The organism is Halorubrum sp. B53 (genome assembly GCF_059752395.1).
Map to the genome: position 1 here is coordinate 272,813 of NZ_MWTH01000015.1, position 25,688 is coordinate 298,500.

At 70.4% G+C, this 25,688-nt stretch carries 32 protein-coding genes; 16 read left to right on the plus strand and 16 right to left on the minus strand.

What is annotated here, in order from left to right; genetic code table 11:
• Positions 1–32: 32 nt before the first annotated feature.
• Positions 33–1,454, minus strand: coding sequence for an NAD(P)/FAD-dependent oxidoreductase (locus B4V06_RS13915; protein WP_498170270.1), 1,422 nt, complete (start codon positions 1,452–1,454; stop codon positions 33–35).
• A 200-nt stretch (positions 1,455–1,654) separates the two neighbouring features.
• Here B4V06_RS13915 and B4V06_RS13920 point away from each other — a divergent pair, with 200 nt between their 5' ends.
• A complete protein-coding gene (locus tag B4V06_RS13920; protein WP_123112598.1) occupies positions 1,655–3,010 on the plus strand; it encodes a sodium-dependent transporter in 1,356 nt (451 codons plus the stop codon).
• Between the two features lie 61 nt (positions 3,011–3,071).
• On the opposite strand, the gene B4V06_RS13925 is transcribed toward B4V06_RS13920, so the two are convergent.
• The 6 genes from B4V06_RS13925 to B4V06_RS13950 all read right to left on the minus strand — a co-directional run bounded on the left by B4V06_RS13925 (position 3,072) and on the right by B4V06_RS13950 (position 6,879).
• Positions 3,072–3,935 carry a glycerophosphodiester phosphodiesterase gene (locus B4V06_RS13925; protein ID WP_123112599.1) on the minus strand — a complete coding sequence of 288 codons (864 nt, stop codon included), beginning with the start codon at positions 3,933–3,935 and terminating at the stop codon, positions 3,072–3,074.
• Positions 3,932–4,081: a hypothetical protein gene (locus B4V06_RS13930; protein WP_158606059.1), complete on the minus strand. Its 150-nt coding sequence runs from the start codon at positions 4,079–4,081 to the stop codon at positions 3,932–3,934. Before B4V06_RS13930 ends, B4V06_RS13925 begins: the two co-directional genes overlap by 4 nt.
• A 15-nt stretch (positions 4,082–4,096) precedes the next feature.
• Complete coding sequence (locus B4V06_RS13935; protein WP_123112600.1) at positions 4,097–4,753, minus strand: AIM24 family protein; 657 nt, start codon at positions 4,751–4,753, stop codon at positions 4,097–4,099.
• A gap of 206 nt (positions 4,754–4,959) precedes the next feature.
• Complete coding sequence (locus B4V06_RS13940; RefSeq protein ID WP_123112601.1) at positions 4,960–5,625, minus strand: cytochrome c biogenesis protein CcdA; 666 nt, start codon at positions 5,623–5,625, stop codon at positions 4,960–4,962.
• Positions 5,626–5,641: 16 nt separating this feature from the next.
• Entirely contained in the window at positions 5,642–6,187 is a 546-nt protein-coding gene (locus B4V06_RS13945) for a TlpA family protein disulfide reductase (protein WP_498170274.1), read from the minus strand.
• Positions 6,184–6,879, minus strand: a complete 696-nt coding sequence (locus B4V06_RS13950; protein ID WP_123112603.1) for an SCO family protein — start codon at positions 6,877–6,879, stop codon at positions 6,184–6,186. The genes B4V06_RS13945 and B4V06_RS13950 overlap by 4 nt, the downstream gene beginning before the upstream one ends.
• A gap of 181 nt (positions 6,880–7,060) precedes the next feature.
• Between B4V06_RS13950 and B4V06_RS13955 the strand changes: the two genes are divergently transcribed.
• Positions 7,061–7,267, plus strand: a complete 207-nt coding sequence (locus tag B4V06_RS13955; protein ID WP_004046191.1) for a cold-shock protein — start codon at positions 7,061–7,063, stop codon at positions 7,265–7,267.
• A gap of 207 nt (positions 7,268–7,474) precedes the next feature.
• Positions 7,475–8,182 carry a DNA repair and recombination protein RadB gene (gene radB, locus B4V06_RS13960; RefSeq protein WP_498170276.1) on the plus strand — a complete coding sequence of 236 codons (708 nt, stop codon included), beginning with the start codon at positions 7,475–7,477 and terminating at the stop codon, positions 8,180–8,182.
• Positions 8,183–8,281: 99 nt separating this feature from the next.
• Here radB and B4V06_RS13965 read toward each other — a convergent pair whose 3' ends face one another.
• On the minus strand, positions 8,282–9,421 hold the full coding sequence (locus B4V06_RS13965; RefSeq protein ID WP_123112605.1) for a CBS domain-containing protein: 1,140 nt from the start codon (positions 9,419–9,421) through the stop codon (positions 8,282–8,284).
• Positions 9,422–9,542: 121 nt separating this feature from the next.
• Here B4V06_RS13965 and B4V06_RS13970 point away from each other — a divergent pair, with 121 nt between their 5' ends.
• From B4V06_RS13970 to B4V06_RS13985, 4 genes are all read left to right on the plus strand, one after another.
• The gene (locus B4V06_RS13970) at positions 9,543–9,683 is read left to right on the plus strand and encodes a hypothetical protein (RefSeq protein ID WP_176329410.1); all 141 of its coding nucleotides are present in this window, start codon (positions 9,543–9,545) and stop codon (positions 9,681–9,683) included.
• A 102-nt stretch (positions 9,684–9,785) separates the two neighbouring features.
• A complete protein-coding gene (locus B4V06_RS13975; protein ID WP_123112606.1) occupies positions 9,786–10,475 on the plus strand; it encodes an HAD family hydrolase in 690 nt (229 codons plus the stop codon).
• A 59-nt stretch (positions 10,476–10,534) separates the two neighbouring features.
• Positions 10,535–11,359, plus strand: a complete 825-nt coding sequence (locus tag B4V06_RS13980) for an aldo/keto reductase (protein WP_123112607.1) — start codon at positions 10,535–10,537, stop codon at positions 11,357–11,359.
• 106 nt (positions 11,360–11,465) lie between these two features.
• Positions 11,466–12,386, plus strand: a complete 921-nt coding sequence (locus tag B4V06_RS13985; RefSeq protein ID WP_123112608.1) for a bifunctional methylenetetrahydrofolate dehydrogenase/methenyltetrahydrofolate cyclohydrolase — start codon at positions 11,466–11,468, stop codon at positions 12,384–12,386.
• A 556-nt stretch (positions 12,387–12,942) separates the two neighbouring features.
• On the opposite strand, the gene B4V06_RS13990 is transcribed toward B4V06_RS13985, so the two are convergent.
• Complete coding sequence (locus B4V06_RS13990) at positions 12,943–14,436, minus strand: bifunctional metallophosphatase/5'-nucleotidase (RefSeq protein WP_498170280.1); 1,494 nt, start codon at positions 14,434–14,436, stop codon at positions 12,943–12,945.
• A 228-nt stretch (positions 14,437–14,664) separates the two neighbouring features.
• Between B4V06_RS13990 and rpl7ae the strand changes: the two genes are divergently transcribed.
• The 4 genes from rpl7ae to ndk are packed head-to-tail and all read left to right on the plus strand — an operon-like array spanning position 14,665 to position 15,930.
• Positions 14,665–15,027, plus strand: a complete 363-nt coding sequence (gene rpl7ae, locus B4V06_RS13995) for a 50S ribosomal protein L7Ae (protein WP_123112610.1) — start codon at positions 14,665–14,667, stop codon at positions 15,025–15,027.
• Between the two features lie 6 nt (positions 15,028–15,033).
• Positions 15,034–15,258: a 30S ribosomal protein S28e gene (locus tag B4V06_RS14000; RefSeq protein WP_004046478.1), complete on the plus strand. Its 225-nt coding sequence runs from the start codon at positions 15,034–15,036 to the stop codon at positions 15,256–15,258.
• 3 nt (positions 15,259–15,261) lie between these two features.
• Positions 15,262–15,450 carry a 50S ribosomal protein L24e gene (locus B4V06_RS14005; RefSeq protein WP_050024967.1) on the plus strand — a complete coding sequence of 63 codons (189 nt, stop codon included), beginning with the start codon at positions 15,262–15,264 and terminating at the stop codon, positions 15,448–15,450.
• On the plus strand, positions 15,451–15,930 hold the full coding sequence (gene ndk, locus B4V06_RS14010; protein WP_123112611.1) for a nucleoside-diphosphate kinase: 480 nt from the start codon (positions 15,451–15,453) through the stop codon (positions 15,928–15,930). It begins immediately after the preceding gene.
• 167 nt (positions 15,931–16,097) lie between these two features.
• On the opposite strand, the gene B4V06_RS14015 is transcribed toward ndk, so the two are convergent.
• The 3 genes from B4V06_RS14015 to B4V06_RS14025 all read right to left on the minus strand — a co-directional run bounded on the left by B4V06_RS14015 (position 16,098) and on the right by B4V06_RS14025 (position 18,394).
• Entirely contained in the window at positions 16,098–17,372 is a 1,275-nt protein-coding gene (locus tag B4V06_RS14015) for an outer membrane protein assembly factor BamB family protein (protein ID WP_498170282.1), read from the minus strand.
• An 83-nt stretch (positions 17,373–17,455) separates the two neighbouring features.
• Positions 17,456–18,142, minus strand: coding sequence for a carbonic anhydrase (locus B4V06_RS14020; protein WP_123112613.1), 687 nt, complete (start codon positions 18,140–18,142; stop codon positions 17,456–17,458).
• Positions 18,143–18,259: 117 nt separating this feature from the next.
• Entirely contained in the window at positions 18,260–18,394 is a 135-nt protein-coding gene (locus tag B4V06_RS14025; protein WP_255212498.1) for a hypothetical protein, read from the minus strand.
• 184 nt (positions 18,395–18,578) lie between these two features.
• On the opposite strand from B4V06_RS14025, the gene eif1A reads away from it, so the two are divergent.
• From eif1A to B4V06_RS14040, 3 genes are all read left to right on the plus strand, one after another.
• Entirely contained in the window at positions 18,579–18,863 is a 285-nt protein-coding gene (gene eif1A, locus B4V06_RS14030) for a translation initiation factor eIF-1A (RefSeq protein ID WP_123112614.1), read from the plus strand.
• 106 nt (positions 18,864–18,969) lie between these two features.
• Complete coding sequence (locus B4V06_RS14035) at positions 18,970–19,701, plus strand: helix-turn-helix domain-containing protein (protein WP_498170285.1); 732 nt, start codon at positions 18,970–18,972, stop codon at positions 19,699–19,701.
• 77 nt (positions 19,702–19,778) lie between these two features.
• Positions 19,779–19,970 carry a hypothetical protein gene (locus tag B4V06_RS14040; RefSeq protein ID WP_123112616.1) on the plus strand — a complete coding sequence of 64 codons (192 nt, stop codon included), beginning with the start codon at positions 19,779–19,781 and terminating at the stop codon, positions 19,968–19,970.
• Between the two features lie 34 nt (positions 19,971–20,004).
• Here the strand turns inward: B4V06_RS14040 and B4V06_RS14045 are convergent, their stop codons facing one another.
• The 3 genes from B4V06_RS14045 to B4V06_RS14055 all read right to left on the minus strand — a co-directional run bounded on the left by B4V06_RS14045 (position 20,005) and on the right by B4V06_RS14055 (position 22,637).
• A complete protein-coding gene (locus B4V06_RS14045; RefSeq protein ID WP_498170287.1) occupies positions 20,005–21,387 on the minus strand; it encodes a M28 family peptidase in 1,383 nt (460 codons plus the stop codon).
• Between the two features lie 77 nt (positions 21,388–21,464).
• The gene (locus tag B4V06_RS14050) at positions 21,465–22,172 is read right to left on the minus strand and encodes a DUF2270 domain-containing protein (RefSeq protein WP_123112618.1); all 708 of its coding nucleotides are present in this window, start codon (positions 22,170–22,172) and stop codon (positions 21,465–21,467) included.
• Positions 22,173–22,301: 129 nt separating this feature from the next.
• Complete coding sequence (locus B4V06_RS14055; protein WP_498170289.1) at positions 22,302–22,637, minus strand: DUF7113 family protein; 336 nt, start codon at positions 22,635–22,637, stop codon at positions 22,302–22,304.
• 135 nt (positions 22,638–22,772) lie between these two features.
• Between B4V06_RS14055 and B4V06_RS14060 the strand changes: the two genes are divergently transcribed.
• Both B4V06_RS14060 and B4V06_RS14065 read left to right on the plus strand, forming a co-directional pair.
• Complete coding sequence (locus tag B4V06_RS14060; RefSeq protein WP_123112620.1) at positions 22,773–24,668, plus strand: ATP-binding protein; 1,896 nt, start codon at positions 22,773–22,775, stop codon at positions 24,666–24,668.
• An 81-nt stretch (positions 24,669–24,749) separates the two neighbouring features.
• Positions 24,750–25,211: a universal stress protein gene (locus B4V06_RS14065; protein ID WP_123112621.1), complete on the plus strand. Its 462-nt coding sequence runs from the start codon at positions 24,750–24,752 to the stop codon at positions 25,209–25,211.
• A gap of 54 nt (positions 25,212–25,265) precedes the next feature.
• Here the strand turns inward: B4V06_RS14065 and B4V06_RS14070 are convergent, their stop codons facing one another.
• A complete protein-coding gene (locus B4V06_RS14070) occupies positions 25,266–25,553 on the minus strand; it encodes a DUF8072 family protein (RefSeq protein ID WP_123112622.1) in 288 nt (95 codons plus the stop codon).
• Positions 25,554–25,688 lie beyond the last annotated feature (135 nt).

A 25,688-nucleotide genomic window follows, 5' to 3' on the forward strand; every position in this document is an offset into this window, starting at 1 on the left:
CGAAAAAAAGCGCGGGCGCCGAACGCGCGGCGTCAGTAGACGTACTCGCTCTCGTCGATGCCGACGTAGTCCTTCTTGACGCGCCGCTTGTTCCACTTGTAGCCGAGCAGGAGCTTCACCGACTCCCACCCCGAGCGATACGGCTGCGCGAGGAGGCCGTCGCCCGTCTCGGCCGCCAGCATGGCGTCCGCGGCGCCGATGATCCGGTTCCAGTCGGCCGGCTCGTAGTCGGCGACCATGTCGGCCATCGTGACGTTGCGGACGATCTCGTCGCCGATCGCCTCCTTCCAGCGCCGGTTGTACGGGGCCATGTCGCCCGCGGCGGCCAGTTCGCCGGCGATGGCCCCGGTTCTGACCGCGACGTGGTCGCCGCCCTCGTGGAAGGCGGAGGTCGTCCCCATCGCGCCGCCGACGACCGCGACGCCGGCGTCCGTCGGCGAGTCGATCGGGCGGGTCGAGGAGATGGGGTACGTCTCCGTCCCGTTCCGCTTGCCCGCGTCCTCGACGAGCGGGAAGTCGTCCTCCACGTCGTACTCGTCGCCGTACTGCCATTCTAGGAGGCGCCGGATGTACTCGCCGCCCTGCGGGATCGACTCGTCGTCGGAGTCGAGCAGGGCGTAGGCGTCCCGGTCGAACTCGTCGATATCGAGCCCGATGGGCATCGTCAGCCCGATCCGGCAGACGCGGTCGGCGTTCGGGAAGATCCACGGGTACGCCGTCTCGCCGGGCATCACGCCCCACCAGAAGACGAGCGCGTCGTTCACCTGCTCGTACACCTCTTCGGGGACGCGCCGGTACTCCTGGTAGGCGATGTGGTTCGCCGTGCGCGACGCGAGGCGGTCGGAGGCGGCCGCATCCGCGGGGAGGTACTCGTCGAGCACGCGGTTCGTCACGGTGCGTTGGGGACCGTCGGCGAGCACAACGAAGTCGGCGCCGACCGACTCGCCCGAGGCGAGCTCGACGACGTGGCGGGGGTCGCCGCGACCGCCCGGGCCGGCGTCCCCGTTCGGTCCGTCGCTCGGGTCCACCGAGAGGTCGGTGTCGACGCCGCGGACCGACACGCCGGTCCGGTACTCCGCGCCGGCGTCCTCGGCGCGGTCGCGGAGCCAGTCGTCGAAGCGGGCGCGCTGGAAGGTGTAGCCGAACCCGTCGTACGACGACTCGATGCCGGTGGAGGTGAGCGTCGCCGCCTCGTCGGGCCCGCGAAACTCCGCGCGGTTCAGCTCGCGCTGGACGACGCCGTCGTCGAACTCGTCGGGGTGGATCCCCATGATGTCGACCCAGTAGTCCAAGATCCCCGCGGCGTCCGTCGAGTCCGGGCCGAGCCGGTCGCGGTCGGCCCGGGGGACCCCCTTCTCGAGGACGAGGGCGTCGGCGCCGCCGGTCGCGGCCGCGTGCGCTGCGGAGGCGCCGGCCGGACCGCCCCCAACGATAGCGACGTCTACGCGTTCCATATCCCGTGAGGTAACCCTCCGGCTATTAAATTCACGGTCCCCGACCGATCGAACGGAACGCGGCGGCCGTGGCGACCGCGCCCTCGTCGCCGAGCGCCCTCGGTCCCGTATCGCCCCGCCGAACCATCACGGACGTTGACAATAGTCTCAGCGGCGGAAAGACACGTTTTTAGACCGCAACGGAATTTCTCCGGTCACAGATGGCACGCGAGACATGGGCGACGCGGGCGGGATTCATCCTCGCCGCGGTCGGCAGCGCCGTGGGGCTCGGGAATATCTGGCGGTTCCCGTTCATCACCGGCCAGTACGGCGGATCGTCGTTTCTGATTACCTACTTGGCGTTCGTCGCGCTGATCGGGTTCCCGGCGATCCTCGTCGAGTTCGTGATCGGCCGTCGGACCGAACGGAATCCCGTCGGCGCGCTGCGGAAACTCGGTAGCGGCGCGTGGTCGTACGCCGGCTGGCTGTTCGTCGTCACCGGCTTCATCATCCTGTCCTACTACAGCGTCGTCGCCGGCTGGTTCCTCCGGTACACCCTCATCGGACTCACCGACGGGTTCACCATCACCGACCCGGCCGAGGCGGAGGCGTTGTTCGGAACGGTCTCCACCGGTCTCGACACGCTCCTCTTTCACGCCGTGTTCATGGCGCTCGTCATCGGGATCATCGCCGCCGGCGTCAGGCGCGGCATCGAGCTGAGCGTGAAGGTGATGGTGCCCGCGATCCTCGTGTTGCTGCTGGGGCTGGCCGCCTACGGATTCACCCTCGACGGCGCGAGCGCGGCGTACAGCTACTACCTCTCGCCGGACTTCGGAACGATCGCGGCGAACTGGACCGAGATCCTGCCCGCCGCCGCTGGACAGGCCTTCTTCACCCTCTCGCTCGGGATGGGCGTGATGATCACCTACGCCTCGTACCTCGGCGAGGACCGGAATCTGGCGTCGGACGCCGGCGTTATCGCCGCACTCGACACGCTCGTCGCCGTCCTCGTCGGATTCGTCGTCTTCCCCGTTCTGTTCACGGTCGGGATCGAACCGGGAACGGGCGGCCCCGGTGCGATCTTCGTGAGTCTCACCTCGGCGTTCGCCGGGATCCCCGGCGGCCGCGTCATCGGGGTCGTGTTCTTCGCGATGGTCGGGATCGCGGCGCTCTCCTCCGCGATCAGCATCCTCGAAGTGCTCGTCTCCTACCTGATCGACGAACTCGGCGTCGCTCGGATCCCGGCGTCGGTCGCGCTCGGCGTCGCCGTCTTCCTCCTCGGCGTGCCGGTCACGATCGACCTGATCTTCCTCAGCCTGTACGACCTGCTCGCTGACGGGATACTGCTCGTCCTCGGCTCGCTGCTGCTCGCGCTGTTCGTCGGCTGGGTCATTCCGGACATCGCCCGCGAGGAACTACGAGAGGGGATCGCCGACATCGGCGGCCTCGGCGACGCGTGGATCTGGGCGGTCCGGATCCCGATCGTTATCGTCGTGATCGTCTCGCTGTACCTCGGGATCGTCGACTACGCCGGGTTCCTCACCGGCGACTTCGCCGAGTGGCTGGCCGCGCGATAAGCGAGTCGCACCGGACCGTCGAACGCTTTTTTAATTATCGACCGCCGTCTCGGCGGGCGACTCAGTCGCGCAGCAGCGTCGAGTAGTCGGCGATGACCCCGTCGACGCCCGCCGCCGCGAGCCGGTCGGCCTGATACCACGTCGCGACGGTCCAGACGTTCACGGCGCGCCCCTCGTCGTGCGCGGCGGCGACGATGTCCGGCGCTCCGTTCTCGGGCGACTCGCCGAACCGCTCCGCGTCGAAGAACGGCGTGCCGCGGATCGCGTCGACCGGCGGGTGAACCGCCGCCGCGTCGTGCTCGCGGGCGATCGCGAGCCCGTCCGCGATCGACGCTCCGAACAGCGGGGCGACCGGCCGCGACGACAGCTCCCGCACCGCCGCGAGCGCCCCCTCGCAGAACGACGAGAACAGCAGGTCGTTCCCGTGTCCCGCGACCGCGTCGAGCGCGCGCTCCGCGAACGGCCGCCACGCATCCGTCCGCGCCGCGAGCGCGTCCCCCGCGAGCTTCTCGCCCTGACGGAGGTCGCGCCGGCCGGGGTTCTTGAGTTCGACGTTCACGCCGACGTCCGGGGGGACCGCGTCGAGCACGTCGGCGAGGAGCGGGACGGTCTCGCCGCTGTCGAGCACCTCGGCGCCGGTGACGGTCGCGGTGTCCGTCTCCCAGACGACGCCCGTCGCGTCGGTGAGCCCGCGGCCGTCACGCCCGGAGAGCTCCGCGTCGTGGATGACGACCACGTCGCCGTCGGCGGTGGGCACCGCGTCGACCTCGATCCAGTCGGCCCGGCGGCCGGCGGGGCCGTCGGCGCCCTCCGCACTCCCGACCCCAGCGGCCCGCTCGACCGCTGCCACGGTGTTCTCGGGGCTCTCGCCGGCGAACCCGCGGTGGGCGATCAGGGTCGGTTCGGAGCGCGCGGAGTCGGTCATAGCGCGTCGAGCACGGCGTCGACGACGAGACCCACCGCCTCGGTGAGCGCGGTCTTGCCCCGCGCGAGCGGGCCGGTCGGGTCCGCGTCGTCAGCGCGCTCGCTCTCGGTCGCATCGCCCGCCGGCTCGCCGTCGCCTTCGGCCATCGTCGACACGCTCGGTCAGACGTGCTCCTCGTACGGTTGCACGACCACGAATCCGCCGGAGTCGTCGAAGCGCATCTGGTACCGCTCGCCGGACTCCTGCCCGATCATGTCGGAGAGGCTGCGGTTGACCTCCACGTTCGGGGAGGTCCCGCCCCACGCGACGGTCGCGCTGGGGTCCGTCGCGACCGGCGGCTCCAAGACGATCGGGTCGCCGTGAGTGGTGATCGCGACGTAGCCGGGCCCCTCGAGGTAGACGTTGCTGAAGCCGCCGGCGAGCGAGCCGGCGAGGCTGTCGATGGTGCTGATCTCGTAGGAGAGCGATTCCTCGAAGGCGAGCACGTCCTCGCCGTTGACCGTGATCGACTCGCCGGCGTCGAGCTCGACGACCTGCACCTTCTTGCCGCCGTCGGCGAAGTAGACGTGACCCTGCCCCTCGACGGCCATGATCGGCGTCCCCTCGCCGGTGGCCGCCTCCTTGAGGAAGCCGGTGAGCCCGCCCTCCGCGGACGCCTTCCCGGTGAACGAGACGTCGCCGGTGTACGCTATCATCGACCCGGCCTTCGCCATCACCGTGCCGTCGACGTCAACGTCGAGGGTGTAGCTGTTCTCGCGCTGGAACGGTTCCGCGCTCTCCGTCGGTGCGTTCTCGGCTGTAAACTGATCGAGATTCATGAGCGGGGACCGAACCCTTATAGACGGCCGTTCGCCGTCCGGTTCGGCTGGGTGACACTTCCTCGCTATCGGATATGAATGTTCATGGTCTCGACTCGTAGAGCGGCCCGGCCACTCGCTCGGTGGGCGTCTGTCGCCACCTCAACGCGTCTCTACTACCCCCTCGGCGTGCGCCTCCCACCCTCTCGCCGACCGTCGGTCGATCCTCAGTAGACGACGAGCGAGAGGTACAGCTGGCCGATCCCGGCGACGATCATCACCGCGCCGGCGACGCGCTTCAGGGTCCCGGCGTGGGTCATCACCCGGTTGGCGTTGCTGATCAGCCCCACGCCGGTCGCGACGGTCGTCGCGGCCATCAGGACCGCGACGACGCCGGCGTACACCGAGAGGACGAGGAGGGCGGCCTCGTCGGGGAGCGCGATGGCGCGCGCGACGACGGCGAGGAAGATGGGGGCGACGCAGCCCGCGCCGGCGAGCGCGTACCCCGCCCCGAAGAGGCCGAACCCGAAGACGCTCGTCCGGCGCTTCGGCAGCGAGACGGAGACCGAGGGCGCCCGTCCGGCGACGACGAGCAGTCCGAAGACGACCAGCAGCCCGCCGACGAGCGTCTCGAAGACGGTGATGTTCGACAGCGTCGACTGCCCGACTCGGACCGTCGCGCCCGCGAGCAACGTGAACGTCGCCAGCACGCCGACCGCGGCCGCGAGGCCGCGAACCCCGGCCCCGGTCACCGAGGCCTCGTCGGCGTCGACGGAGTTCACGTAGAAGCCGACGTACCCCGGCAAGAGCGGGTACGCGCACGGCGAGAAGAACGTCGCGACTCCCGCGGTCACGGCGAACGGGACGTTGGTCGCGAGCGAGACGTCGGTCATCGGTCGACAGGTCCCGTCATCGGTCGAGCGCCCGTTGGATTCCCTCGACGAACTCCTCCGTCGTGTGGGTCCCGGACGTCGCCCAGCGGACGCGCCCCGTCGCGTCGATGGCTCGCGCGCTCGGGTAGCCGCCGACGCTGAGCCGCGCCGCAAGTTCGGCCGAGACATCCGCTGCGACAAGCCAGTCACCGTCGTGTTTACGCCACCAATCCACTACCTTGTCCTCGCTAATCCTCTCGCCAACGGGCTCTGTCGTCACGGAGACGAACAGCGCCTCGTCGCCGATCCGGTCGTGGGCCTCCGCGAGGGCCGGCATCTGCTCGGCGCACGGTGGACACCACGTGCCGAAGAAGTCGACGAACGTCGGGCGGTCGGGGGCCGGGAGCGTCACCTCGCCGTCGCGGCTCCCGGGCGCCTCGATCGTGTCGAGCGTCACCGGCTCGATCGGCTCCGGCGCGTCGCCGCCGCCGAGCGCGTCGGGGACGCCGCCGGTCGCGACGGCGCCGGCCCCGCCGAGGGCGCCGACGCTCGCGAGCCCGGCGAGGAGGTGGCGGCGCCTCACGCGGTGACCACCCGCTCGAAGTCGTCGACGATCCGCTCGACGTCCGTCTGGGGACCCCTCGGGTACACCCGCTCGACGATCCCGTCCTCGTTGGCGAGGAGGATGATACCGACGTGGGGGAACCGGTACTCGATGTTCTGGTACTCGTCCGCGTCCCGCTTCTCGATCACGAGCCCGAACTCCTCGTCCATCAGCTCCTGTCCCCGCTCGTAGCTCTCCGGGCGAAGGAAGTGCCAGTTGCCGGCGCCGAGGTCGACGCCGCGCTGGCCGGCGTACTCGCGGAGCACCTCGGCGGTGTCGCGCTCGGGGTCGAACGTGAGCGCGAGGAACGCCGCCTCGTCGCCGAACCCCTGCTCGGCGGCGTACTCCTGTGCGCGCCGCAGCCGGAGGATGAGCGCGGGACAGACGCCGTCGGGGCAGTTGGTGTAAAACGAGGTCCACAGGACGGCGCGCTCGCCTTCGAGGCCCTCGGTGGACACCTCCTCGCCCGTGATCGGATCGGGAACCGTGATGTGTGGCATCTCGTCGCCGTAGCTCGGGTGCGACGCCTCGCTGAGGTCCCGCTCCGGCGGGCCGAGGACGGTCCCCTCGGCGCCGCCCGCGCCGAGGACGCCGAGACAGCCGGCGGTCGCGGTGGTGGTGGTGGCGGCGCCGGTCGCGGCGAGCGACCGCAGGTAGGTGCGACGATCCATGTGTATGTTCGTCCTACGCGGACGCTCGTAAATGAACCTCGCGACTGATGGCACGCGATGAGTACAGGCGGCCCGTACCCGAGAGAGTCACAGCGGTCGCCGGCGGCCGACCGGCCGGGACGGTCATGGTACCACGACCCTCGCAAGCGTTATCCCCGAAAGGCCTGTACGTTTGGTTGCAATGGCAAACGGTAAGGTTGACTTCTTCAACGACACTGGCGGCTACGGTTTCATTTCGACTGACGACGGCGATCTCGACGACGACGAGGACGTGTTCTTCCACATGGAAGACGTCGGCGGCCCGGACCTCGAGGAGGGCCAGGAGGTCGAGTTCGACATCGAGTCGTCCCCCAAGGGACCCCGCGCGACGAACCTGACGCGCAACTAACGATTCTACCGCGGACGCCGCGTCCGCACGCACTACCGGACCCCGTCGCCGGTCACCGAGACCGGCGACCGTTCCGTTCTTTCACGCTTATTTCACCCCGACGAGCGACGCGCCTGGACAGTTAACTACAGTCACGCGCTCCCGGTCGCCGACCGCGAGCCGCGGCGATCGACCGTTTAAATACGAGCGCGGGCAAGGCGACTCACAGTGAGCGATCCGATCCCGACCGGCTGTCGGCCGGTCGACGACCTGTTGGGCGGCGGGTTCGAGCGCGGCGTCGTCACGCAGGTGTACGGCCCGCCCGCGGCGGGGAAGACGAACCTCGCGCTGGCCGCGGCGGTCGAGGTCGCCGGCCGCGGCGACCGCGCCCTCTACATCGACACCGAGGGGCTCTCTATCGACCGGTTCGAGCAGCTGGCCGCGGGGAGAGCCGACGACCCCGCCGTCGACGACACGGTCGAGGAGATCGCGTCGCGGCTGGTGATCTCGGAGGCGTACGACTTCGACGACCAGCGCGAGGCGGTCCGCGACGCCGAGGAGCTCGCCGAGGAGGTCGAGCTGATCGTGTTGGACTCCGCGACCGGCTTCTACCGGCTGGAGCGCGCCGGCGACACGGAGGGCGGCGAGTCCCTCCGGAAGGTCGCCAAGCAGGTGACGCACCTCCTCTCGCTGGCCCGGCGTCACGACGTCGCCGTCGTGATCACGAACCAGGTGTTCACCGATCCCGACTCCGACCGCGACCGCGCGCTCGGCGGCAACACGCTCAACCACTGGACCGGCGCAATCGTCCGCGTCGACCGCTTTCGCGGCGGAAACCGCCGGGCGACGCTGGAGAAGCACCGCTCGAAGCCCGCCGGCGACTCCGCCACCTTCCGGATCGTCGCCGACGGGCTCTCCGAGGGCACCGAGGCGTAGTCCGGAAGCCGGAGATCAGCCACTCTCGGACGGTTTTAGCGGGAGAGTGACGAGAAGACGCGTTAAAAAGCCGGAGCCGTCGAGCGCCGTCCTACCGGCTCACAGCTCGCCGAGCTTGCGGAGCAGCTGGCCGCGGTACTCCTCGTCGGCGTTGACGCCCTTGATTTCGAGGACGTTGCGCTCCAGCTTGTCGAGCGCGACGTGGAAGGCGTGTTCGGCGCCGTACCCCTCGCCGGAGCCGCCGACCTGGCCCTCGTTGGTCCGGAGACGGATCTGACACTGGATCAGTGGCGTGCCGCGGAGCTTCTCCTTGTGCGCGTGGAGCCGGACGTGGGCGTGGATGACGTGCATCGCGGCGTACTTGTCGGCGACCTGCTCGATCGACTCGACGATGTGCTCGCGGGTGGTCGTGTCAAGCAGCTCGACGTTGGTGATCTGAACGTCCATCGAGTCCTGCTCGGTGAACGTGAGCGCGCGGAGCACGTCGGTCTTCGTCACCATCCCGGCGACGGTCTCGGCGTCGCCCGGCGTGACGACGAGCCCGGAGATGTCGTTGTCGAACATCCGTTCGACGACGGCCTCCGCGGTCTCGTCGGCCGTCGCGGTGACGACGGGGCTCGACATGATGTCGTACACCGGGATGTCGAGCATCCGGTCGATGTCGCCGGCGCGGTCGCCGCTGCCCTGCCGCTCGTGGTCGCGGACGACGAACTCGACGATGTCGTTGGTGGTGACGACGCCGACCAGCCGGCCGTCTTCGTCGAGGACCGGGAGCCGGGAGATCCCGTTCTCGCGCAGGCGGTTGATCGCGCGGCCAACGCTGTCCTTCTCGTTGATCCCGATGACGTCCTCGGTCACGACCTGCCCGACGGTGATCGCGTCGAGGCTCTCGAGGACGGCCTCGAGGATCTGGTCGACCGTGACGATCCCGTAGAGCTTCTCGCCCTCGTAGACGGGGGCGATCTTCACGTCGCCCTCGACGAGGAGGCGGGCCGTTTCGCGAACGTCCTCGTGGCGGTCGACGGAGGGCGCGGGCTTCATGACGGCCGACACCTTGGTGTCGTCCTCCATGCGCGAGCGCATGAGCTGTTTTTCCCCGACCACGCCGGCGTACTCGCCGTCGTCGGTGACGATGATCCCCTTCGGATTCTCGCGCTCGAAGATGGACCGGACCTTGGCGAGTCGCTCATCGACGTCGACCTCGACGTACTCCGGCACCGCGATATCAACAATATTCATGGTCCAGTTCGGACGTTCGACGCGCCGGGTATTGAAAGTGCGGGAGGCGTGCTCGATGCTGAGATCGGGTCCCTCGTCAGTCAAGCTGAACCCATTTCCGTGCGGCCGACGAGAAAAGCGTATGCGACTCTCCACGGCGCTGATCGCGATCGGAGTCCTGCTCATCGTGATCCCGGTACCGATTCCGATCCCGTTCATCGGCCTATTCACCGGGACGATCGCCCTGATCGCCGGCGCCGTCCTCCGGCTGCTGGGCGCGTGAGACCGCGCGAGCCGCCCGGCTCCGAGGGCTCTCGGTCGGGTGGCCGGTCGCCGCGGCAGAGCCGGTGAAACCTTTTTGCCGGTTACCCACCGAGGGTGAGACGTGTACGACGCCGTCGTCCTCGACAACGACGGAGTGCTCGTCGGACGGACCTCGTTCGACACGCTCCGGGAGGCCGCCTGGGACGCGTTCGTGAGCCTCGGCGTCGAGGACCCCGACCTCGCCCACGTGGACGACGTCGCCGTCGGCGTGGACCCCGCGACCCTCACCGACATCTGCGAGCGCTATGGGGTCGACCCGGGGGAGTTCTGGCGCGTTCGCGACGAGCTGGCCTCGGCCGCCCAGATCGACGCGGCCCGGAAGGGACGGAAGACGCCGTACGAGGACGTCGACACGCTCCGGTTCCTCGACACCCCGCTCGGCGTTGTCTCCTCGAACCAACAGGCGACCGTCGACGCAATCCTGAGCCACTTCGGCCTCGCGGGGCAGTTCGATGTGGCGTACGGGCGCGAGCCGTCGATCGCCAGCCTCTCGCGGAAGAAGCCGTCGCCGTACTACCTCGAACGCGCTCTGGAGGACCTCGGGGCCGAGACGGCGCTGTTCGTCGGCGACAACGAGTCGGACGTACGCGCCGCCGACAACGCCGGGATCGACTCCGCGTTCGTGCGGCGACCGCACCGGCGCTCGACCGAGCTCTCATGCCAGCCGACCTACGAGATCGACGACCTCCACGACCTCGTGAGCATCTGCGGACGGGCGCCGGTGGACGCGGAGCGCGGCGGTCCGGTCTGATCCGCCCTCAGCCGGGCGAAGCCGGACGCTTTTTGTTTCGCTCGGGCCCAGCGTCGGGCATGGACCTCCCGCCCGTCGGTCTCGGCACGATGGGGATCGACGACCCCGACGCGGTCGCGACCGCGCTCGCCCTCGGCTACCGTCACCTCGACACCGCGCGGATCTACGGCAACGAGGCGGTCGTCGGCGAGGGGCTCGCCGACGGGCTCGCCGCGAGCGACGCGAACGGCGACGGCGTCGCCGGCGGCGAAGATCTCGCCCGCGGCGGCGTGCGTCGCGAGGACGTGACCGTCGCGACGAAGCTGTGGATCGACGACCTCGCCGGCGACGACGTGGGGCCGGCGGCCCGCGAGAGCGCCGATCGGCTCGGCGTCGGGGCGATCGACCTGCTGTACGTCCACCGCCCGCGGGGCGACTACGGCCCGGAGGCGACGCTGCCCGCGCTCGACCGGCTGGTCGAGGAGGGGCTCGTCCGGAACGTCGGGGTCTCGAACTTCGAACTCGACCAGCTGGACCGCGCGATCGAGGTCCTCGACGCGCCGCTTGCGGCCCACCAGACCGAGCTGCACCCGCTGTTTTATAAGCCCGAGCTGCTGGAGCACGCCCGGGAACACGGCTACACCGTGGTCGCCTACTCGCCGCTGGCCGGCGGGCGAGTGAGCGAGATCGACGCCGTGATCGAGGTCGCGGAGGCGCGCGACGCGACGCCTGAGGCGGTCGCGATCGCGTGGGCGACCGCGAAGGAACCGGTCGTGACGATCCCGAAGGCGTCGAGCGAGCGCCACCTCCGCGCGAACCTCGCGGCCGCGGAGCTAGAGCTGACCGCGGAGGAGATCGCCGCGATCGACGCGGTCGAGCGCGAGGAAGAGCTGTTCCCGGAGTAGCCCGCGACGCCGGTGTGTACAGCTTCGTGTATAAAAATCGCGGCAGGAGCGCCGAGATCGACACGATCCCGCGTCACTTTTGTATCGGCTCGCCCTCGGTTCGAGTATGAGTGAAGGCACCGACGACGCGGACGCGACGACGATCATCGACGGCGAGGCCGTCGCGGCCGACGTGCGCGCCGACGTGACCGAGCACGTCGAGACGCTGGAGGCGGCGGGCGTGACCCCGGGGCTCGCCACCGTGTTGATGAGCGACGACCCGGCCAGCGAGACGTACGTCTCGATGAAGCAGCGCGACTGCGAGGAGGTCGGTATCGAGAGCGTCCACGTCGAGATCGACGCCGACGCGCCCGCCGAGGAACTGTACGACACCATCGACGACCTCAACGAGCGCGAGGACGTCCACGGCATCCTCGTCCAGCTGCCGGTCCCCGACCACGTCGACAGGCGGAGCGTCCTCCGGCGGATCGCCCCGGAGAAGGACGTTGACGGCTTCCACCCGGAGAACGTCGGCCGGCTCGTCGCGGGCGACGCCCGATTTAAACCTTGTACCCCGCACGGCGTCCAGAAGCTCCTCGCGGCGTACGACGTGGAGACGGAGGGCGCCGACGCGGTCGTCGTCGGCCGGTCAGATATCGTCGGGAAGCCGATGGCGAACCTCCTGATCCAGAAGGCGCCGACCGGGAACGCGACCACGACGGTCTGTCACTCCCGGACCGAGGACCTGGAAGGGAAGCTCGCGGACGCGGACCTCGTGATCGCCGCCGCCGGCATCCCGGAGTTCGTCGACGGTTCGATGCTGAAGGAAGGGGCGACGGTGATCGACGTGGGGATCAATCGGGTCGACGCGGACACCGAGAAGGGGTACGAGCTGGTGGGCGACGTGGAGTACGAGTCGGCGAGCGAAGTGGCGGGGGCGATCACGCCGGTTCCCGGCGGCGTCGGGCCGATGACGCGCGCGATGCTCCTTTATAATACGGTGAAGGCGGCCGGGCTCCAGCACGACGTCGACGTGGATCTGGACTGAGGCGGAGAGGCGGCGGGCTCGGTGGATTGCTGCAGTTGGTGTTTGTACGTGGTTGACGGTCAGTTATAAATAGCCGAGTACGGGTCAGCGATGATTTCTCCCAAAACCTCAGCCGCTCGGTTAAAAAACGTCTGCTGCAGAACCGACGGTGAACACCGCCAAAGCCCCAGCCGCTCGGCGATACGTGACTGGTCTCTTTGCGGTGAACACCGCCAAAGCCCCAGCCGCTCGGCGATACGTGACTGGTCTCTTTGCGGTGAACACCTCCAAAGCCCCAGCCGCGAGGGCTCGCGCGGCTCGCTGCGGTCCTCGGTCAGTCGCTTCGCTCCTTCCCTGCGGTCCTTGCGTCGCCGTGCTTCGCCCTCACGGCTGCCCCTTTGATTCCCTCCCACCGCAACCGCACCGCGCCTCATACCTCCCCAGCCTCGTCGGTCGCCCCTCCGCGTTGCTCCGGGCGACCGACTCCCTCGCGCGCGCTGCTCGCGGGCTTACAGCCCGCTCGCAGGCACGCGCCGCCGCGTCTATTTATAAATAGGCCGTCGTCGTCGCGGTCTCGTCAGTCGTCGTCGGCCGTGGCGGCCCGGTTCCGGATCTCGATGCGCCCCTCGACCGCGGGGTCGATCCCGTGTTCGCGGGCGTAGGCGGCGAGCACCTCGTACTGGATGTCGGCCTCGTCGATCCGGTGGCGCTGCGCCAGCGTCGGGAACTCGTGTTCGGAGTGGAGCAGGTACTCCGAGACGGCGACGGTGTAGCGCGCCTCGGGGTCGATCGGCTCGCCGCCGACGGTGGCCTCGAGGACGAGCTCGGCGTCGGCGTCCCAGACGACCTCGGCGTTCGAGACGTGGCCGTGCCACCAGTCGTCCTCGCCGAAGTCCACGTCGGGCGCGGCCATCTCGCGGAACACGTCGTGCAGCTCCGCGCCGGTGACCGACGCGAGCGCCACGGGCTCCTCGAACGGGATCAGGCTGATCAGGTCGGCCTTCGTCACCGCGCCCGCCCACGGGTCGCCCTGTCGCAGCCCGCCGGCGTTCGAGAGCCCCACGTCGGCGTCGAGGGCCCACCGGAACGCGTCCGCGACGAAGTTCCCGACGCGGCACTCCCCGCCGTGGACCACGTCGCCCGTGCGCTCGATGGGATCGTCGACGACGTCGATGGTCTCGTCGAGGTCGGCCGCGGCCATCCGCTCCGCGAGGGCGGCCTCGAGCCCCGGCGCGGGATCCGCGCCGTCGGGCTCGTGGAGGGTCGCGGCCGGGACGTGACTTCCGGCGTCGTTCGTCGCGCCGTCGCCCGACCCGTCGGCCATCGCGTCGCTCGAAGCGCCCCCGCCGAACGCCACCTCGGCGACCGTCTCGCCGTTGACGCCGGGCCGAACGATCCGGGTGCCGGCGACGACCTCGTTGCGCCGGCTGTGGACGTGACCGCCGAGGATCGCGTCGACGTCGAGCGCGCGGGCGAGGTCGTCGTCGCCCGCGCCGAGATGCGAGAGGATAACCGCGTAGTCGAGCCCGGGGGCGGCCGCGCCGGTGCCTCCGCTCTCGCCGCGCTCGGCGACCGCGGTCCGCATCTCGGCGAGCGCGTCGCGCGCGGCGGCGACCGGGTCGTCGAAGGAGAGCTCGGCGGCCATGGGGTTCAGCGAGTCGGTTGCGGGGTCAGTGACGCCGACGAACCCGACCGTCGCGCCGTCGATCTCGAGGGTCGTCCACGGGACGACGCCCTCGTCGCGGCCGAAGGGCTCGCCCGCCTCGTCGCGGACGTTCGCGGAGACGAAGGTCGCGGGCGCGTCGGCGACGAGCCCGCGGAGCGCGTCCGGCCCGTAGTCGAACTCGTGGTTGCCGAACGTGTCGAGCCGGGTGTCCGTGGCCGCGTAGAAGTCGAGGACCTGCCGCCCGCTCGCGACCAGCGAGAGGACGCCCGGCGCGGTCGTGTCGCCGGTGGCGACCACCGCGGCGTCGGGGCCCGAGAGCGCCCGGATCCGACCGGCGAGGCGGGCGGCTCGCGCGGGCGCGTCGAAGACGTTCTCGATGTCGGAGTAGTGGACGAGTCGGACCATTCGATGTGCGGGCCGAGGGGCGAGCGACGCTTAAGAAACGCGGAGTCCGACGGGGCCGATTCCCACCCGTGACTCCCGCTCGCACACGCGAGGCATATTGAAAGCGCTTTTATGGACGTCCGGACTACGTCGGGTCACAGCCTCTGTGGGGTTGATGATGTGCCGTTCCGTTAGGGACCGACCACGGGACGGACACGCGAGCCCGCACGGAGGATAGGTGAACAACATATGCCCGTTTACGTAGACTACGAAACCCCAGCCGACCTCGCCGAGCGATCGCTCGAAGCGCTCGAGGTCGCCCGAGACACAGGCACCGTGAAGAAAGGAACCAACGAGACCACCAAGGCCGTCGAGCGCGGCAACGCCGACCTCGTCATCGTCGCGGAGGACGTCTCCCCCGAGGAGATCGTCATGCACCTCCCCGAGCTCGCCGACGAGAAGGGAATCCCGGTCGTCTTCGTCGACACGCAGGACGACGTCGGCCACGCCGCCGGCCTCGAAGTCGGCTCGGCCGCCGCCGCCGTCGTCGACGCCGGCGACGCCGACGACGACGTCGAGGACATCGGCGAGAAGGTCGCGGAGCTCCGATAACCACCCATGAGCGCAGAAGAGGGCACCGGCGACTCGACCACCGCCGAGGTGATCGAGGTCGTCGGCAAGACCGGGATGCACGGCGAGGCCATGCAGGTCAAATGCCGCATCCAAGAGGGATCGAACCAGGGCCGGATCATCACCCGGAACGTCCTGGGCCCCGTCCGCATGGGCGACGTGCTCCAGCTCCGTGAGACCCAGCGCGACGCCGACTCCATCGGAGGGCGATAACCAATGGTCGAGACACGCACCTGCGACTACACCGGCGAGGAGATCGAGCCCGGCACGGGCACGATGTACGTCAAGAAGAACGGACAGATCCTCCACTTCGTCGACTCGAAGGCGGAGAAGAACTACTTCCTCGGCCGCGAGGCGCGCGACCTCGAGTGGACCGAGGAAGGGCGCGAACAGGGTGGCGAGTAGATGAGCCACCACGACGAGCGCACCTTCGTGATGGTGAAGCCCGACGGCGTCCAGCGCGGCCTCATCGGGGAGATCGTCTCCCGCTTCGAGGAGCGCGGGCTGAAGCTCGTCGGCGGGAAGTTCATGCGGATCGACGAGGACCTCGCCCACGAGCACTACGGCGAGCACGAGGGGAAGCCGTTCTTCGACGGCCTCGTCGACTTCATCACCTCCGGCCCCGTCTTCGCGATGGTGTGGGAGGGAGCCGACGCGACCCGACAGGTCCGCGCGATGGTCGGCGAGACCGACCCCGCCGAGTCCGCCCCGGGCACGATCCGCGGCGACTTCGGCTTAGACCTCGGCCACAACGTGATCCACGCGTCGGACCACGAGGACGAGGGCGCGAACGAGCGCGAGATCGACCTGTTCTTCGACGAGGACGAGCTCGTCGACTACGGCCTCGACACCGCCGCGTGGGTGTACGAGGACGAGCAGCACTGACCGCGCGCCTTCTTTCCCGTTTATTGCCGCCCGCGAAGAGCGGAGAGCGACCGCACCGTTGACACACCGCGTTTCCGGTGAACGATCATCACTGAACGGGCGTTGTCGGGCGGTTTTCCTGTCAAAGAGGTATATAAACTCCGCACCCGCGACGCGAAACGGCCCCCTCAGTCGTCGAGCGCCACGATGCGACCGTCCTCGGTGACGACGAGGACCTCGTCGGTCCCGTCGCCGGTCACGTCGGCGAACAGCGGGCCCGCGTACACCACGGCGGCGCCGACGTCGCCCCGGGCGATCGCCTCGCCGCTGGGGTTCAACGCGAGCACGTCGCCCTCTCGATTCACCGCGACCGGACCGGTGCCGGCGTCCGCGCTGACGGTGCCGACGCCCGGGGCGTTCACTCGGGTGTCGCCCCCGTACTGCTGTTTCCAGACGACCTCTCCGTCGAGGAGGTCGACCGCCCACACGCTGCGCACGCCGCCGACGTGGATCCGACCGCGGTCGGCCTCGCCCACGGTGACGGGGAGGTCCTGGAGTCCGACCTCGTACCTGCTGGAGCCGTCGGCGACCTCGATCGCCTCCAGGTTCCCGTTCGTTCCGCCGAGCGCGATGACGGGGCCCCTCCGCGTGTCGGCCGCGTTCCAGCTCAGCGGTGTGACCGACGGTGTCGCCGTCCAGCGAGCGTCGCCGTTCGCGTCGAGCAGGCGCACCGTCGTCTCCTCGCCGCCGACGGTCGCGACCGCGATTCCCCGGGCGTCGGCCGCCGCATCGCCGGACTCGTCGCCTCCGGAGCCGACGATCAGCGGCCGTCGGTCGACGGGCTCGCCGAGAGACGTATCGAACACGGTGTCACCGCCGTCGGCGACGGCGACGACGCGGCCGTCGGCCGTGGCCGCGGCGACCTCGCTGCCGCCGTCGGCGTCGAGGTCGCCGATCGCCGGCCGGATCCCGCCCGGTCCGTCGAGGTCGACGGTAAACCGCGTCGAGCCGTCGGCCGCGTCGAGGACGACGAGCGATCCGGGCGCCGTCGTGAACGCGACGACCGACTCGCCGTCGAGCGTCCCCGCGACGAGGCGGCTGGTCCCGGGCGGGTCGTCGGCTCCCCCGGCGTCGCCGGATCCCGTATCGCCGTCGCCGCCGGCGGCGTCGCCCGCGGCGATCGCGGAGAGCGGTGTCCGCCACGCGACGTCACCGCCGACCGCGGTCGCGCGGACGACGCGCTCGCCGTCGGCGGTCGTCGACTGGACGACGACCGGGTCACCGTCCATCGTGGCGACGACCGCGCCGCTGCCGTCGTCGCCCTCGACGGGGTCGGTCTCCCACACGATCTCGGCGTCGACCGCGCCCTCGTCGATACCGACGAACGCGAAGAGGGCGACCCCGACGCCGGTCGCACCGCCGGCGAGGAGGATCAGGCTCGCGAACAGAACGCGACGGTCCATTAGCCGTCCCTTCGGGCGTCGCGGTCATACGACTGTCGGATGCGGTGGGGCGGCACCTCGGGACGACGGCGAACGAGAGCGGGCTACAGCAGGCTGGCGACGCTGTCGACGCGGTCCGGGCCGACGAGCTCCCGGAGCGCCTCCGGGTCGCGATCGCCGTTCGCGTTCACGAGGTAGACGGCGCCGTCGCGGTCGCCGTAGGCGCCGTGGAAGTCGTAGACGAATCCGTACACGTCGGCGTCGGCCGCGGTCTCGGTCCCGCGGGCGATCGCGACCTGCTCGTGGACGTTGTACTCGACGAGCCGGTTGCGGAGGCTCGCGGCGGTGCCGTCGTCCTCGTCGATCGCCGCGAGCCCCGCCTCGACGATCGGGGCGAGCTCCGCCACGTCCGCCCGGACGCCCGGCTCCTCGGGGACGGCGCCGTCGCGGACCGCGGCGAGCGCGGCACCGACCGCGCCGCAGCCGGTGTGACCGACGACCGCGAGCACGTCCGTGTCGGTGTGGCCCAGCGGATAGGCGACGCTCCCGGAGAGCACGCGCTCGCCGTCGACGACGCTGCTCACGCGGTTCCCGATGTTGCCCGCGGTGAAGAGGAAGCCCGGCCGGTCGACCGCCCACATACCCTCCTGTGACACGCGCGAGTCCGAACAGCAGACGGAGACGACGGGCGGGCGCTGCCCGTCGCGCCGGGCGGCGAGGTCGGCGGCGGCCGCGGAACCGACGTGCTCCCCGTTGCGGTCGAGCAGGTCGGCGAGGAGTTCGCGGGTCATACCCGAAGGCTCGGCGCCCGGGGGCGAAAACGGAGGCGGACCCGGCGAGTTTCGTGTCCGTCGGCGCGCGTCCGGAGGGTCGACGCGTGCGGCGCGTCCGCCAACATGGCCGGGTGGTCAGATCACCAGTCCGACGATCTGGATCAGAAACCCGAAGACGAACACGGCGAGCAGCGCGATCGTCGCGACCACGACGGCCGGGGCGAGCGCCTCCTCGTTCTCGTCGAGGACGATGCTTTCCATGTCTTGCATACGAAGCGCCTCGTCGCCGCGGGGTTTGAACGCTTCGCTCGCGTCCCGGCGCCGGGACGCCGCCCGCGGCGGTCGTGGCCGATCCGGCTCCGGGGACGAGACCCCGCTCCGTGCTATCGATTGGCACGTGCAACGCACACACGCGTCTCCCATCACTTATACCGACGAACGCACTACTGACTGTATGAGCGAAGAATCCGGGCGTCGGAACCTCCGAATGCCCTCGGACGACGAAGTGTTCGCCGTGGTGACCGAGCACCTCGGCGGGAACCACGTCCGCCTGCGCTGCGTCGACGGCGAGACGCGACTGGGCCGGATCCCCGGCCGCATGAAGTACCGGACGTGGATCAGCGAGGGCGACGTCGTGCTCGCCGAGCCGTGGGACTGGCAGGACGAGAAGGCGAACGTCGAGTGGCGCTACGACGACGACGACGCGGACCAGCTGCGGCGCGAAGGACACATCCAGTAGTCGCTTCTGAGCGGCCCGTGACCGCGTTCTGCAACGCTCCCGTTCCGGCGAGTGGCGACGCGATCGCTCCCGGAAACCGTTTGAACGTCGATGACCTAGGTATACCATGCGCGAAGTGACCCTCCGAATCCGCCATCGGGGAGGGCCGGAGTCCGAGGTGAGCGCCCGTCACCCGGAGGTGACGTTTCGGTCGGTGTCGTCGATGACCGGGCGGGGAAGCGAGCGGAAGCGGATCATGGAGCTGCGCGGGCCGACGGCCGAGATAGAGTCGTTCGTCGAGGAGTTCCGCGCGGCCGACGACGTCGTGAAGGCGGATCCGATCTCGCCGGTCACCGGGACCCACGCGTACGTCGCGGTGGTGATCGACAGCGAGGGCTGGGAGGGGATCCGCGAGCGGCTCTCGGAGATGGGGATCCACTACCGGACGGGGACGAGCATCTCTGCCGGGATCGAGCGCTGGACCGTATATATCGAGGCCGACGACGACCTCGCAGCGGTGATCCGCGAGCTTGAGCGCGGGGGCAACGAGGTCGAACTCGCGCGCAACGTCGAGCTGGCGTCGATCGAGCGACCGCCGGCGTTGCCGGCCTCCGGCATCCTGGACGGGCTCACGTCGAGACAGCGAGAGGTGCTCGCGACGGCCATCGCGGTCGGCTACTACGACCACGGCGGCGGCGTCGGGGTCGAGGACGTCGCCGACGAGATCGGGCTCGGCTCGACGACGGTGTGGGAGCACCTCTCGCGGGCGGAGTCGACGGTGATGAACGCTCTCTTCGACCGGTTCGAGGGGCAGGCCGCTCCGGGCCGTCGCGAGCGCGAGGCGGCGGAGGGCGAGTGAGTCGGCGGGCGACAAGCGAGTCGGCCGGTGGTGATGCCCGAACAACGCTTTTGTAGCTACGGCGACCAGCGACAGGTATGACAGAGGGTTCGGTGTCCGTTCCGGCCGAGCAGTACGAGCGGCTCGCGGCGCTCGCGGCCGCCCGCGGCGTGACGCCCGAGACCCAGCTCGCCCGCCTGATCGACGACGCCTACGAGGGGCTCGACGGCGACGTTGAGCCGCCGGAGACGCTTCCGCTCGGCGTCTGCGACGCGGACGAAGAGGAATAGGCGGCCGCGGTCGGTCCGCGGCCGGCCGCGAGCGTCACTCGTCGTACGGCCAGCGACCGCCGGTCTTGAGCTCCGTGACGTAGCCGTCGGCGATCGACTCGCGGATCGCCGACCGCGACCGATGCGTGACCTCCGTGCCGCCGGCCGCGCCGCCGCCGTCGGTCGCGAAGCGGTAGGTCGCCGCCGCGACCAGCGTCGCCACCTCGCGCAGATCGCGCGGATCGAGCTTGTCGAGCGTGTCGGCGTGGGTGTGCCCCCAGCCGCGACCGGACTGGTCGGAGCTCGTCGACGCCATGACCGCCGGGATCCCCTTCTGAACGAACGCCCACTGATCGCCGTGCGGGGAGATCGTCTCGCCGGTCGCGAGCGGGGCGTCGAACGCCTCGGCGACCGCCTCGAAGACCGCGCCCATCCCGTCGAAGCCGTTGGTCCCGACCCTGAGGTCCCGGGAGTTACAGGCGCCGTCGAGGTTGATCACGCAGGCGATCTCGTCGCGCGGCGTCGTCTCGGCGGCGTGGTACGCGCCCCACAGACCGATCTCCTCCGCGCCGAACGTGACGAGGCGGACGCGGGTGTCGAGGTCGTCCTCGACGGTAGCGAGGAGCCGACCGACCTCGGCGACGATCGCCGACCCGGCGCCGTTGTCGTTCGCGCCGTCGCTCACGTCGTGGGCGTCGACGTGCGCGGTGAGGAACACCGCCTCGTCGGTGTCGGGCCCCACCTCGGCGACCGCGTTGACCGAGGTCGTCGGCTCGTTCCGGCAGTCGACCTCGATCGAGAGCTCGACCGGGTCGTCGCCCTCGCCGTCGCCTCCGGCGAGCCGCACCAGCCGCTCGCCAACCTCCTTCGAGACGCCGACCGCAGGGATCGGCCCCGGCCGGTTGTGGTACCCGATCTCGCCGGTGGGCGGGAGCGCGCCCTCGATGTGGTTCCGGAAGACGAAGCCGACCGCACCGTGCTCGGCGGCGGTGACGTATTTCTCCATGCGGTGGATCCAGCGGTCGTGGGCGTCCGGCGTCCGCGAGGAGGCCATCGCGATCGCGCCGTCGAGCTCGTCGCTCGCCGCCTCGAACGCCTCGTCGGTCCCGTCGCCGACGTCGACGAGCGGGGCGCTCACATCGCCCGAGGGCGTCCCGGGGAGCGCGATGACCTCGTGAGAGCCCTCGTGTCGGCGCTCGACCGGCCCGGCGAGATCGATCGCGGAGTCCCCGCGCCACCAGCCGGGGATCTCGAACTCGTCGAGGCCGGCGTTCCGGAGGCCGACCTCGTCGAAGGCCGCGACGACTCGCTCCGCCCCGCGCCGCTCGCCGACGGACCCCGCCATCCGGTTCCCGATGTCGGTCAGGTCCGTGAGGAGGTCCCAGCCGAAGTCGCTCGTGCGCGCGTCGCCGACGACGCGGTCCGGTAGCGCTGTCATAGGACCCGATTGGACCGCGGGCGAAAAGGGGTTGCGGGACGCGGAACCGCGGGCCGCGGCCCGCGGTCGCGACCGGCTCACTTCCACTCCTCGGCGTCGTCCGTGGACCCGAGTTCGCCCTTCGCCCGCCTCGGTGGCCGGCGCATCGTCAGCGCCAGCACGGCGAGGTAGAAGCACCCGACGACCGCGATCACGAGCGCGCCCGGGATCGCGCCGACCGCCGCGGTCGCGACGACGCCGTTCTCGGACGACGTGAACACCGTGAGCCGAACGAGCCACGCGGCGATGAGAACGGTGAGGAGCGGGGCGTACAGCCGACGGAGACGCCGCGACATCGCCTCGACGGTGGGCGTCTTGATCGTCGGCTCACGGAGGTCCTCGCTGAGGAGCGTCCGCCAGTTCGACTGCTTGACGCCCTCCGGGTCGAGCGCGTTCGCGAACACGTTCTCTTCTAAGAGTCGCACCCGGGACCGCCAGACGTCGAACATGCGGTAGCGGCGCGTCTCGATGCCGAGGAAGACGCTGAGCATCACGAGTCCGATGAGCAGCACGTAGTGGGGGCGCGACTCGCTGGAGAAGGTCCACGTGAGCAGCGACGCCGTCAGCACGACCGCCCAGTTGGTCGTCCGGTCGATGCGGGTCCGCCACGAACTCATCCGTCCGAGCTCGCCGCGGTAGGTGTGGCCCATGAGCGAGAGCAGGTCGGAGCGGTCCCCCGCCGCCTCGGCGGCGACCTCGCGCTCCTCCCGGGATCCGGAATCGAAGTCCTCCGGCGGTTCCGACATACCCCCCGTACCGTGCCCGAACGGGTAAACCCCGGCGGGTGGCGGGGCCGGTGCGTGGCGTGACCGGCGCGTAGCGGGACCGCCGCGTGGCGGGGCCGGCTCGGAGGCGACGGACGCCCCGTCGACGGCTCAGGCCGGGTCCGCCTTCGTCACCTCGACCTCGACGTCGTCGGCGTCGACGCCGATCCGGGCGAACTGCGTGCGGACGTGCTCCTCGGCCGCGTCGAGCGCCGCCGACTTGGTGTCGAACCCGCGGGGCATCGGCTCCTCGAAGGCGACGCGGATCTCCTCGCCGCCGACGGTGAGCGCCGAGCCGCCGCTCTCGACCTGATAGAAGGAGTCGCACACCCAGACGTAGGGGGCGTCCTCGTCGGGCGCGCCCTTGTACGTCGGCGGGTCCTCGCCGCGCTCGAACACCGTCCCGGTGAGGTCGGTCCCCCCGCCGCTGCCGCGAACCAGTATCATACCGACGGTAGGGGCCCGACGCGGAAAAGGGGCCCGCGACGGGCGCGAGACGCCCGAGACGGCGGCGGCACCCGCGACGCCCCGAGGCGACGCGGAGGGGGAAACGCTTTCGGCGTGGCGGCCGCTGATTCGCTCATGACGCTGGAGGACTTCACCGAGTTCACCGACGACGATGGCGACGGCGGGGGCGACGCCGCCGGCTCGCCCGCCGACCGCGACACCGACGACGCGCCCGGAGCGGAGGGAGCGGCTTCGGGAGGCGCGGCGACCGGCGACGGCGGTCGCGCGGCGTCCGCGGGGGCCACGGGTGACGAGGCGGACGACGACGCGTTCGCCGCGTACGACGTGGAGCCGGCCGGCGAGGACGCGGGGCTCGGGGTCGTCTCCGTCTCGCAGGGACTCCGCGTGGCGGAGGAGGCAGAGGAGACGACGCTGCGGGCGTTCGTCACGACGGGGAACCGCGAGTCGGTCCGGCTCGGGAAGTACCTCCTCGTCCCGTACCCGGACGGCGAGCGGCTGTTCTGTCGGATCACGGGGCTGGAGTACGCCCAGGAGTTCCGCTCGGACGACGCCACCGAGATCCACGCCCGCCGCCAGATGCGCCGGGACGACTTCGCCGAGCGCGACTACAAGTTCATGGCCGAGCTGGAGCCGATGTCCGTCGTCTACGGCGCCGGCGACGACATGAAACGGCGGATGACCGACCGGGTGCCGAAGCCGGGGGCGGTCGTCGAGGAGGCCTCCGACGACGCCGAGATCAAGACCGGACTGAAGATCCCCGAGGACGGCGTCTTCCTCGGCCATCTCTCGGTCGGCGGCGAGAAGGTGCGGACGGCGGCGGAGCCGCCCACCGTCGACTACCGGGTGAAGGACGACTACGCCGACGGCGACCCGCTCGCGTTCCGGCACACCCTCGTCGCCGGCGGGACCGGGTCGGGGAAGACGCACGCCTCCAAGAACGTCCTCCGGCAGTACCTCGACTCGGACCGCACCTACCCGACCGGCGACGGCCGGGAGTCGCGCATGGCGGTCGTCCAGTTCGACCCGCAGGACGAGTACGCGCAGATGCACGACGATAACCCGGACCTCGATGCCGACTTCGCGCGGCGGCTCGACCGGGAGGGGATCGCGCACGGCGGCCACGACGACACGGTCGCGCTGGTGCCCCGGGCGGCGAACGCGACGTACCCCGGCGAGGGGCACCGCGCCGAGCGCGTCGAGTTCACCATCCCGTTCTCGCTGGCGAACGACATGCCGTGGCTCGTCGCCGGCTCCGGGCTCAACGACAACCAGTACCCCGCCCTGCTGACCCTGCTCAACCGGTTCTTCGGCGACTACGGCGACTCGGGCACCTACAGCCAGTTCCTCTCGTACCTCGACGACCCGGCGCTCAAAGCGGAGCTCGACGAGAGCGGCCGGGTCCACGAGGCGACGTTCGACGCCGTGAAGCGGCGGGTGCGCGCGGTCCCCGGCGGCGTGTTCGACCAGGACGCGAAACCGATCACGGAGCTCGACCACACCCTCGTCCGGCCCGGCGGGCTCTCCGTGGTGCCGACGTACCACCTCCCGACCTCCCGGCAGAAGGAGATCGTCGTGCTCGCGGTCGCGGGCCTCCTCGTCGACGACAAGCTCTCGAACGACCCCGACAGCGACCGGATCGAGGAGACGCCGCTGCTCATCGGCATGGACGAGGCGCACAACTTCCTCGCTGACGCCGACAACGTGCAGGCGCGGAAGGTCGTCCAGAAGTTCACGGAGGCCGCGAAGCAGGGCCGGAAGGAGCGGCTCGGCCTCTTCCTGATCACGCAGGACCCACAGGACGTCGCGGAGTCGGTTTTTAAACAGGTGAACACGAAGATCGTCCTCAACCTCGGCGACGAGGACGCCATCTCCAGCGTGAACATCCCCTCGAACCTCGCGGGCAAGGTCCCGTACATGGAGAAGGGACAGATGGTGGTGTACTCGCCGGACAACTCGGAGCCGGTGGAGCTGATCGGGCTCTCGAAGTGCGTGACCCGCCACGGCGACTGAGCCGACCGGGCGAGCGGACGCGTTTCCGCGCGGCCGGAGCCGCCATCGCCCTTTTTAAACCGAGCGGGTGAAGCGCCGCGTATGACCAAACGGATCCTGGTGGCGGTCGACGGCTCGGAGGAATCGACCGAGGCGCTCCGCTTCGCGGCCGAGGAGTGGCCCGACGCCGAGATAACGGCGCTGCACGTGATCAACCCGGCCGACTCGACGACCGGGGCGGAGGGGGGCTTCCCCGGCGCCGTCGACCAGTGGTACGACAGCGCGAAGGGGCGCGGCGAGCGGATCCTCCGCGAGACCGCGAGGGCGGTCGACCGCGACGTCGACACCAGACTGGAGGTCGGCCGGCCGACCGCGACGATCCTCACGGTCGCCGGCGGCGACGCCGCGGTCGGCGACGATGACGGGGCGGAGGGGACCGCGGAGCCGTTCGACCACGTCGTGCTCGCGAGCCGCGGCCGGACCGGACTCTCGCGGATCCTGCTCGGGAGCGTCGCCGAGGGGGTCGTCCGCCGCGCCGAGGTGCCGGTGACGGTCGTGCGGTAGCGGGTGACGAGAGCTCGGTGCGGTCGCCCGACTACGCGGCCGAGCGCGTCGCCGTCACTCCGCGGCGCGCTCGGCCTCGACGATCTCGCCGACGACGGTCCAGCCCTCCGCGTCCGGTCCCGACCGGCCCAGCAGCACCGACTCGTAGTCGTCGTCGGTGATCAGCCGGAACTCGGCGTCGCGGTCGGCGTCGGTGCGGACGCCCTCGCCGCGGAACTCGCGCTGGAAGAACTCTGTGGAGGAGAACTCGAAGACGCCGGTCTCGCCGTCGTCGAGGGTGAGCCGGACGGGTCGCGGCTGGACGTTGTGGATCCGCTTCGCGATCGGGTGGAGATCAGGCATGGACGCGAGTCGGCGCGTCGCGGATAAAAAGCGACGGGTCGGGCCGCGCGGGGGCCGGCGGGGACGGGCGCGCCGCTACGAGGGCAGTGACACGGTGCCGTCGCGAAAACGCCGCCGCAAAAGGCCGCGAGAACC

What these genes read in the sequence shown, in the direction of transcription:
- B4V06_RS13915 (WP_498170270.1), bottom strand. Translation starts at nt 1,454, where the DNA reads ATGGAACGCGTAGACGTCGCTATCGTTGGGGGCGGTCCGGCCGGCGCC.
- B4V06_RS13920 (WP_123112598.1), top strand. Translation starts at nt 1,655, where the DNA reads ATGGCACGCGAGACATGGGCGACGCGGGCGGGATTCATCCTCGCCGCG.
- B4V06_RS13925 (WP_123112599.1), bottom strand. Translation starts at nt 3,935, where the DNA reads ATGACCGACTCCGCGCGCTCCGAACCGACCCTGATCGCCCACCGCGGG.
- B4V06_RS13930 (WP_158606059.1), bottom strand. Translation starts at nt 4,081, where the DNA reads ATGGCCGAAGGCGACGGCGAGCCGGCGGGCGATGCGACCGAGAGCGAG.
- B4V06_RS13935 (WP_123112600.1), bottom strand. Translation starts at nt 4,753, where the DNA reads ATGAATCTCGATCAGTTTACAGCCGAGAACGCACCGACGGAGAGCGCG.
- B4V06_RS13940 (WP_123112601.1), bottom strand. Translation starts at nt 5,625, where the DNA reads ATGACCGACGTCTCGCTCGCGACCAACGTCCCGTTCGCCGTGACCGCG.
- B4V06_RS13950 (WP_123112603.1), bottom strand. Translation starts at nt 6,879, where the DNA reads ATGGATCGTCGCACCTACCTGCGGTCGCTCGCCGCGACCGGCGCCGCC.
- B4V06_RS13955 (WP_004046191.1), top strand. Translation starts at nt 7,061, where the DNA reads ATGGCAAACGGTAAGGTTGACTTCTTCAACGACACTGGCGGCTACGGT.
- B4V06_RS13965 (WP_123112605.1), bottom strand. Translation starts at nt 9,421, where the DNA reads ATGAATATTGTTGATATCGCGGTGCCGGAGTACGTCGAGGTCGACGTC.
- B4V06_RS13970 (WP_176329410.1), top strand. Translation starts at nt 9,543, where the DNA reads ATGCGACTCTCCACGGCGCTGATCGCGATCGGAGTCCTGCTCATCGTG.
- B4V06_RS13980 (WP_123112607.1), top strand. Translation starts at nt 10,535, where the DNA reads ATGGACCTCCCGCCCGTCGGTCTCGGCACGATGGGGATCGACGACCCC.
- B4V06_RS13985 (WP_123112608.1), top strand. Translation starts at nt 11,466, where the DNA reads ATGAGTGAAGGCACCGACGACGCGGACGCGACGACGATCATCGACGGC.
- B4V06_RS13990 (WP_498170280.1), bottom strand. Translation starts at nt 14,436, where the DNA reads ATGGTCCGACTCGTCCACTACTCCGACATCGAGAACGTCTTCGACGCG.
- rpl7ae (WP_123112610.1), top strand. Translation starts at nt 14,665, where the DNA reads ATGCCCGTTTACGTAGACTACGAAACCCCAGCCGACCTCGCCGAGCGA.
- B4V06_RS14000 (WP_004046478.1), top strand. Translation starts at nt 15,034, where the DNA reads ATGAGCGCAGAAGAGGGCACCGGCGACTCGACCACCGCCGAGGTGATC.
- B4V06_RS14005 (WP_050024967.1), top strand. Translation starts at nt 15,262, where the DNA reads ATGGTCGAGACACGCACCTGCGACTACACCGGCGAGGAGATCGAGCCC.
- ndk (WP_123112611.1), top strand. Translation starts at nt 15,451, where the DNA reads ATGAGCCACCACGACGAGCGCACCTTCGTGATGGTGAAGCCCGACGGC.
- B4V06_RS14015 (WP_498170282.1), bottom strand. Translation starts at nt 17,372, where the DNA reads ATGGACCGTCGCGTTCTGTTCGCGAGCCTGATCCTCCTCGCCGGCGGT.
- B4V06_RS14020 (WP_123112613.1), bottom strand. Translation starts at nt 18,142, where the DNA reads ATGACCCGCGAACTCCTCGCCGACCTGCTCGACCGCAACGGGGAGCAC.
- B4V06_RS14025 (WP_255212498.1), bottom strand. Translation starts at nt 18,394, where the DNA reads ATGCAAGACATGGAAAGCATCGTCCTCGACGAGAACGAGGAGGCGCTC.
- eif1A (WP_123112614.1), top strand. Translation starts at nt 18,579, where the DNA reads ATGAGCGAAGAATCCGGGCGTCGGAACCTCCGAATGCCCTCGGACGAC.
- B4V06_RS14035 (WP_498170285.1), top strand. Translation starts at nt 18,970, where the DNA reads ATGCGCGAAGTGACCCTCCGAATCCGCCATCGGGGAGGGCCGGAGTCC.
- B4V06_RS14040 (WP_123112616.1), top strand. Translation starts at nt 19,779, where the DNA reads ATGACAGAGGGTTCGGTGTCCGTTCCGGCCGAGCAGTACGAGCGGCTC.
- B4V06_RS14045 (WP_498170287.1), bottom strand. Translation starts at nt 21,387, where the DNA reads ATGACAGCGCTACCGGACCGCGTCGTCGGCGACGCGCGCACGAGCGAC.
- B4V06_RS14050 (WP_123112618.1), bottom strand. Translation starts at nt 22,172, where the DNA reads ATGTCGGAACCGCCGGAGGACTTCGATTCCGGATCCCGGGAGGAGCGC.
- B4V06_RS14055 (WP_498170289.1), bottom strand. Translation starts at nt 22,637, where the DNA reads ATGATACTGGTTCGCGGCAGCGGCGGGGGGACCGACCTCACCGGGACG.
- B4V06_RS14060 (WP_123112620.1), top strand. Translation starts at nt 22,773, where the DNA reads ATGACGCTGGAGGACTTCACCGAGTTCACCGACGACGATGGCGACGGC.
- B4V06_RS14065 (WP_123112621.1), top strand. Translation starts at nt 24,750, where the DNA reads ATGACCAAACGGATCCTGGTGGCGGTCGACGGCTCGGAGGAATCGACC.
- B4V06_RS14070 (WP_123112622.1), bottom strand. Translation starts at nt 25,553, where the DNA reads ATGCCTGATCTCCACCCGATCGCGAAGCGGATCCACAACGTCCAGCCG.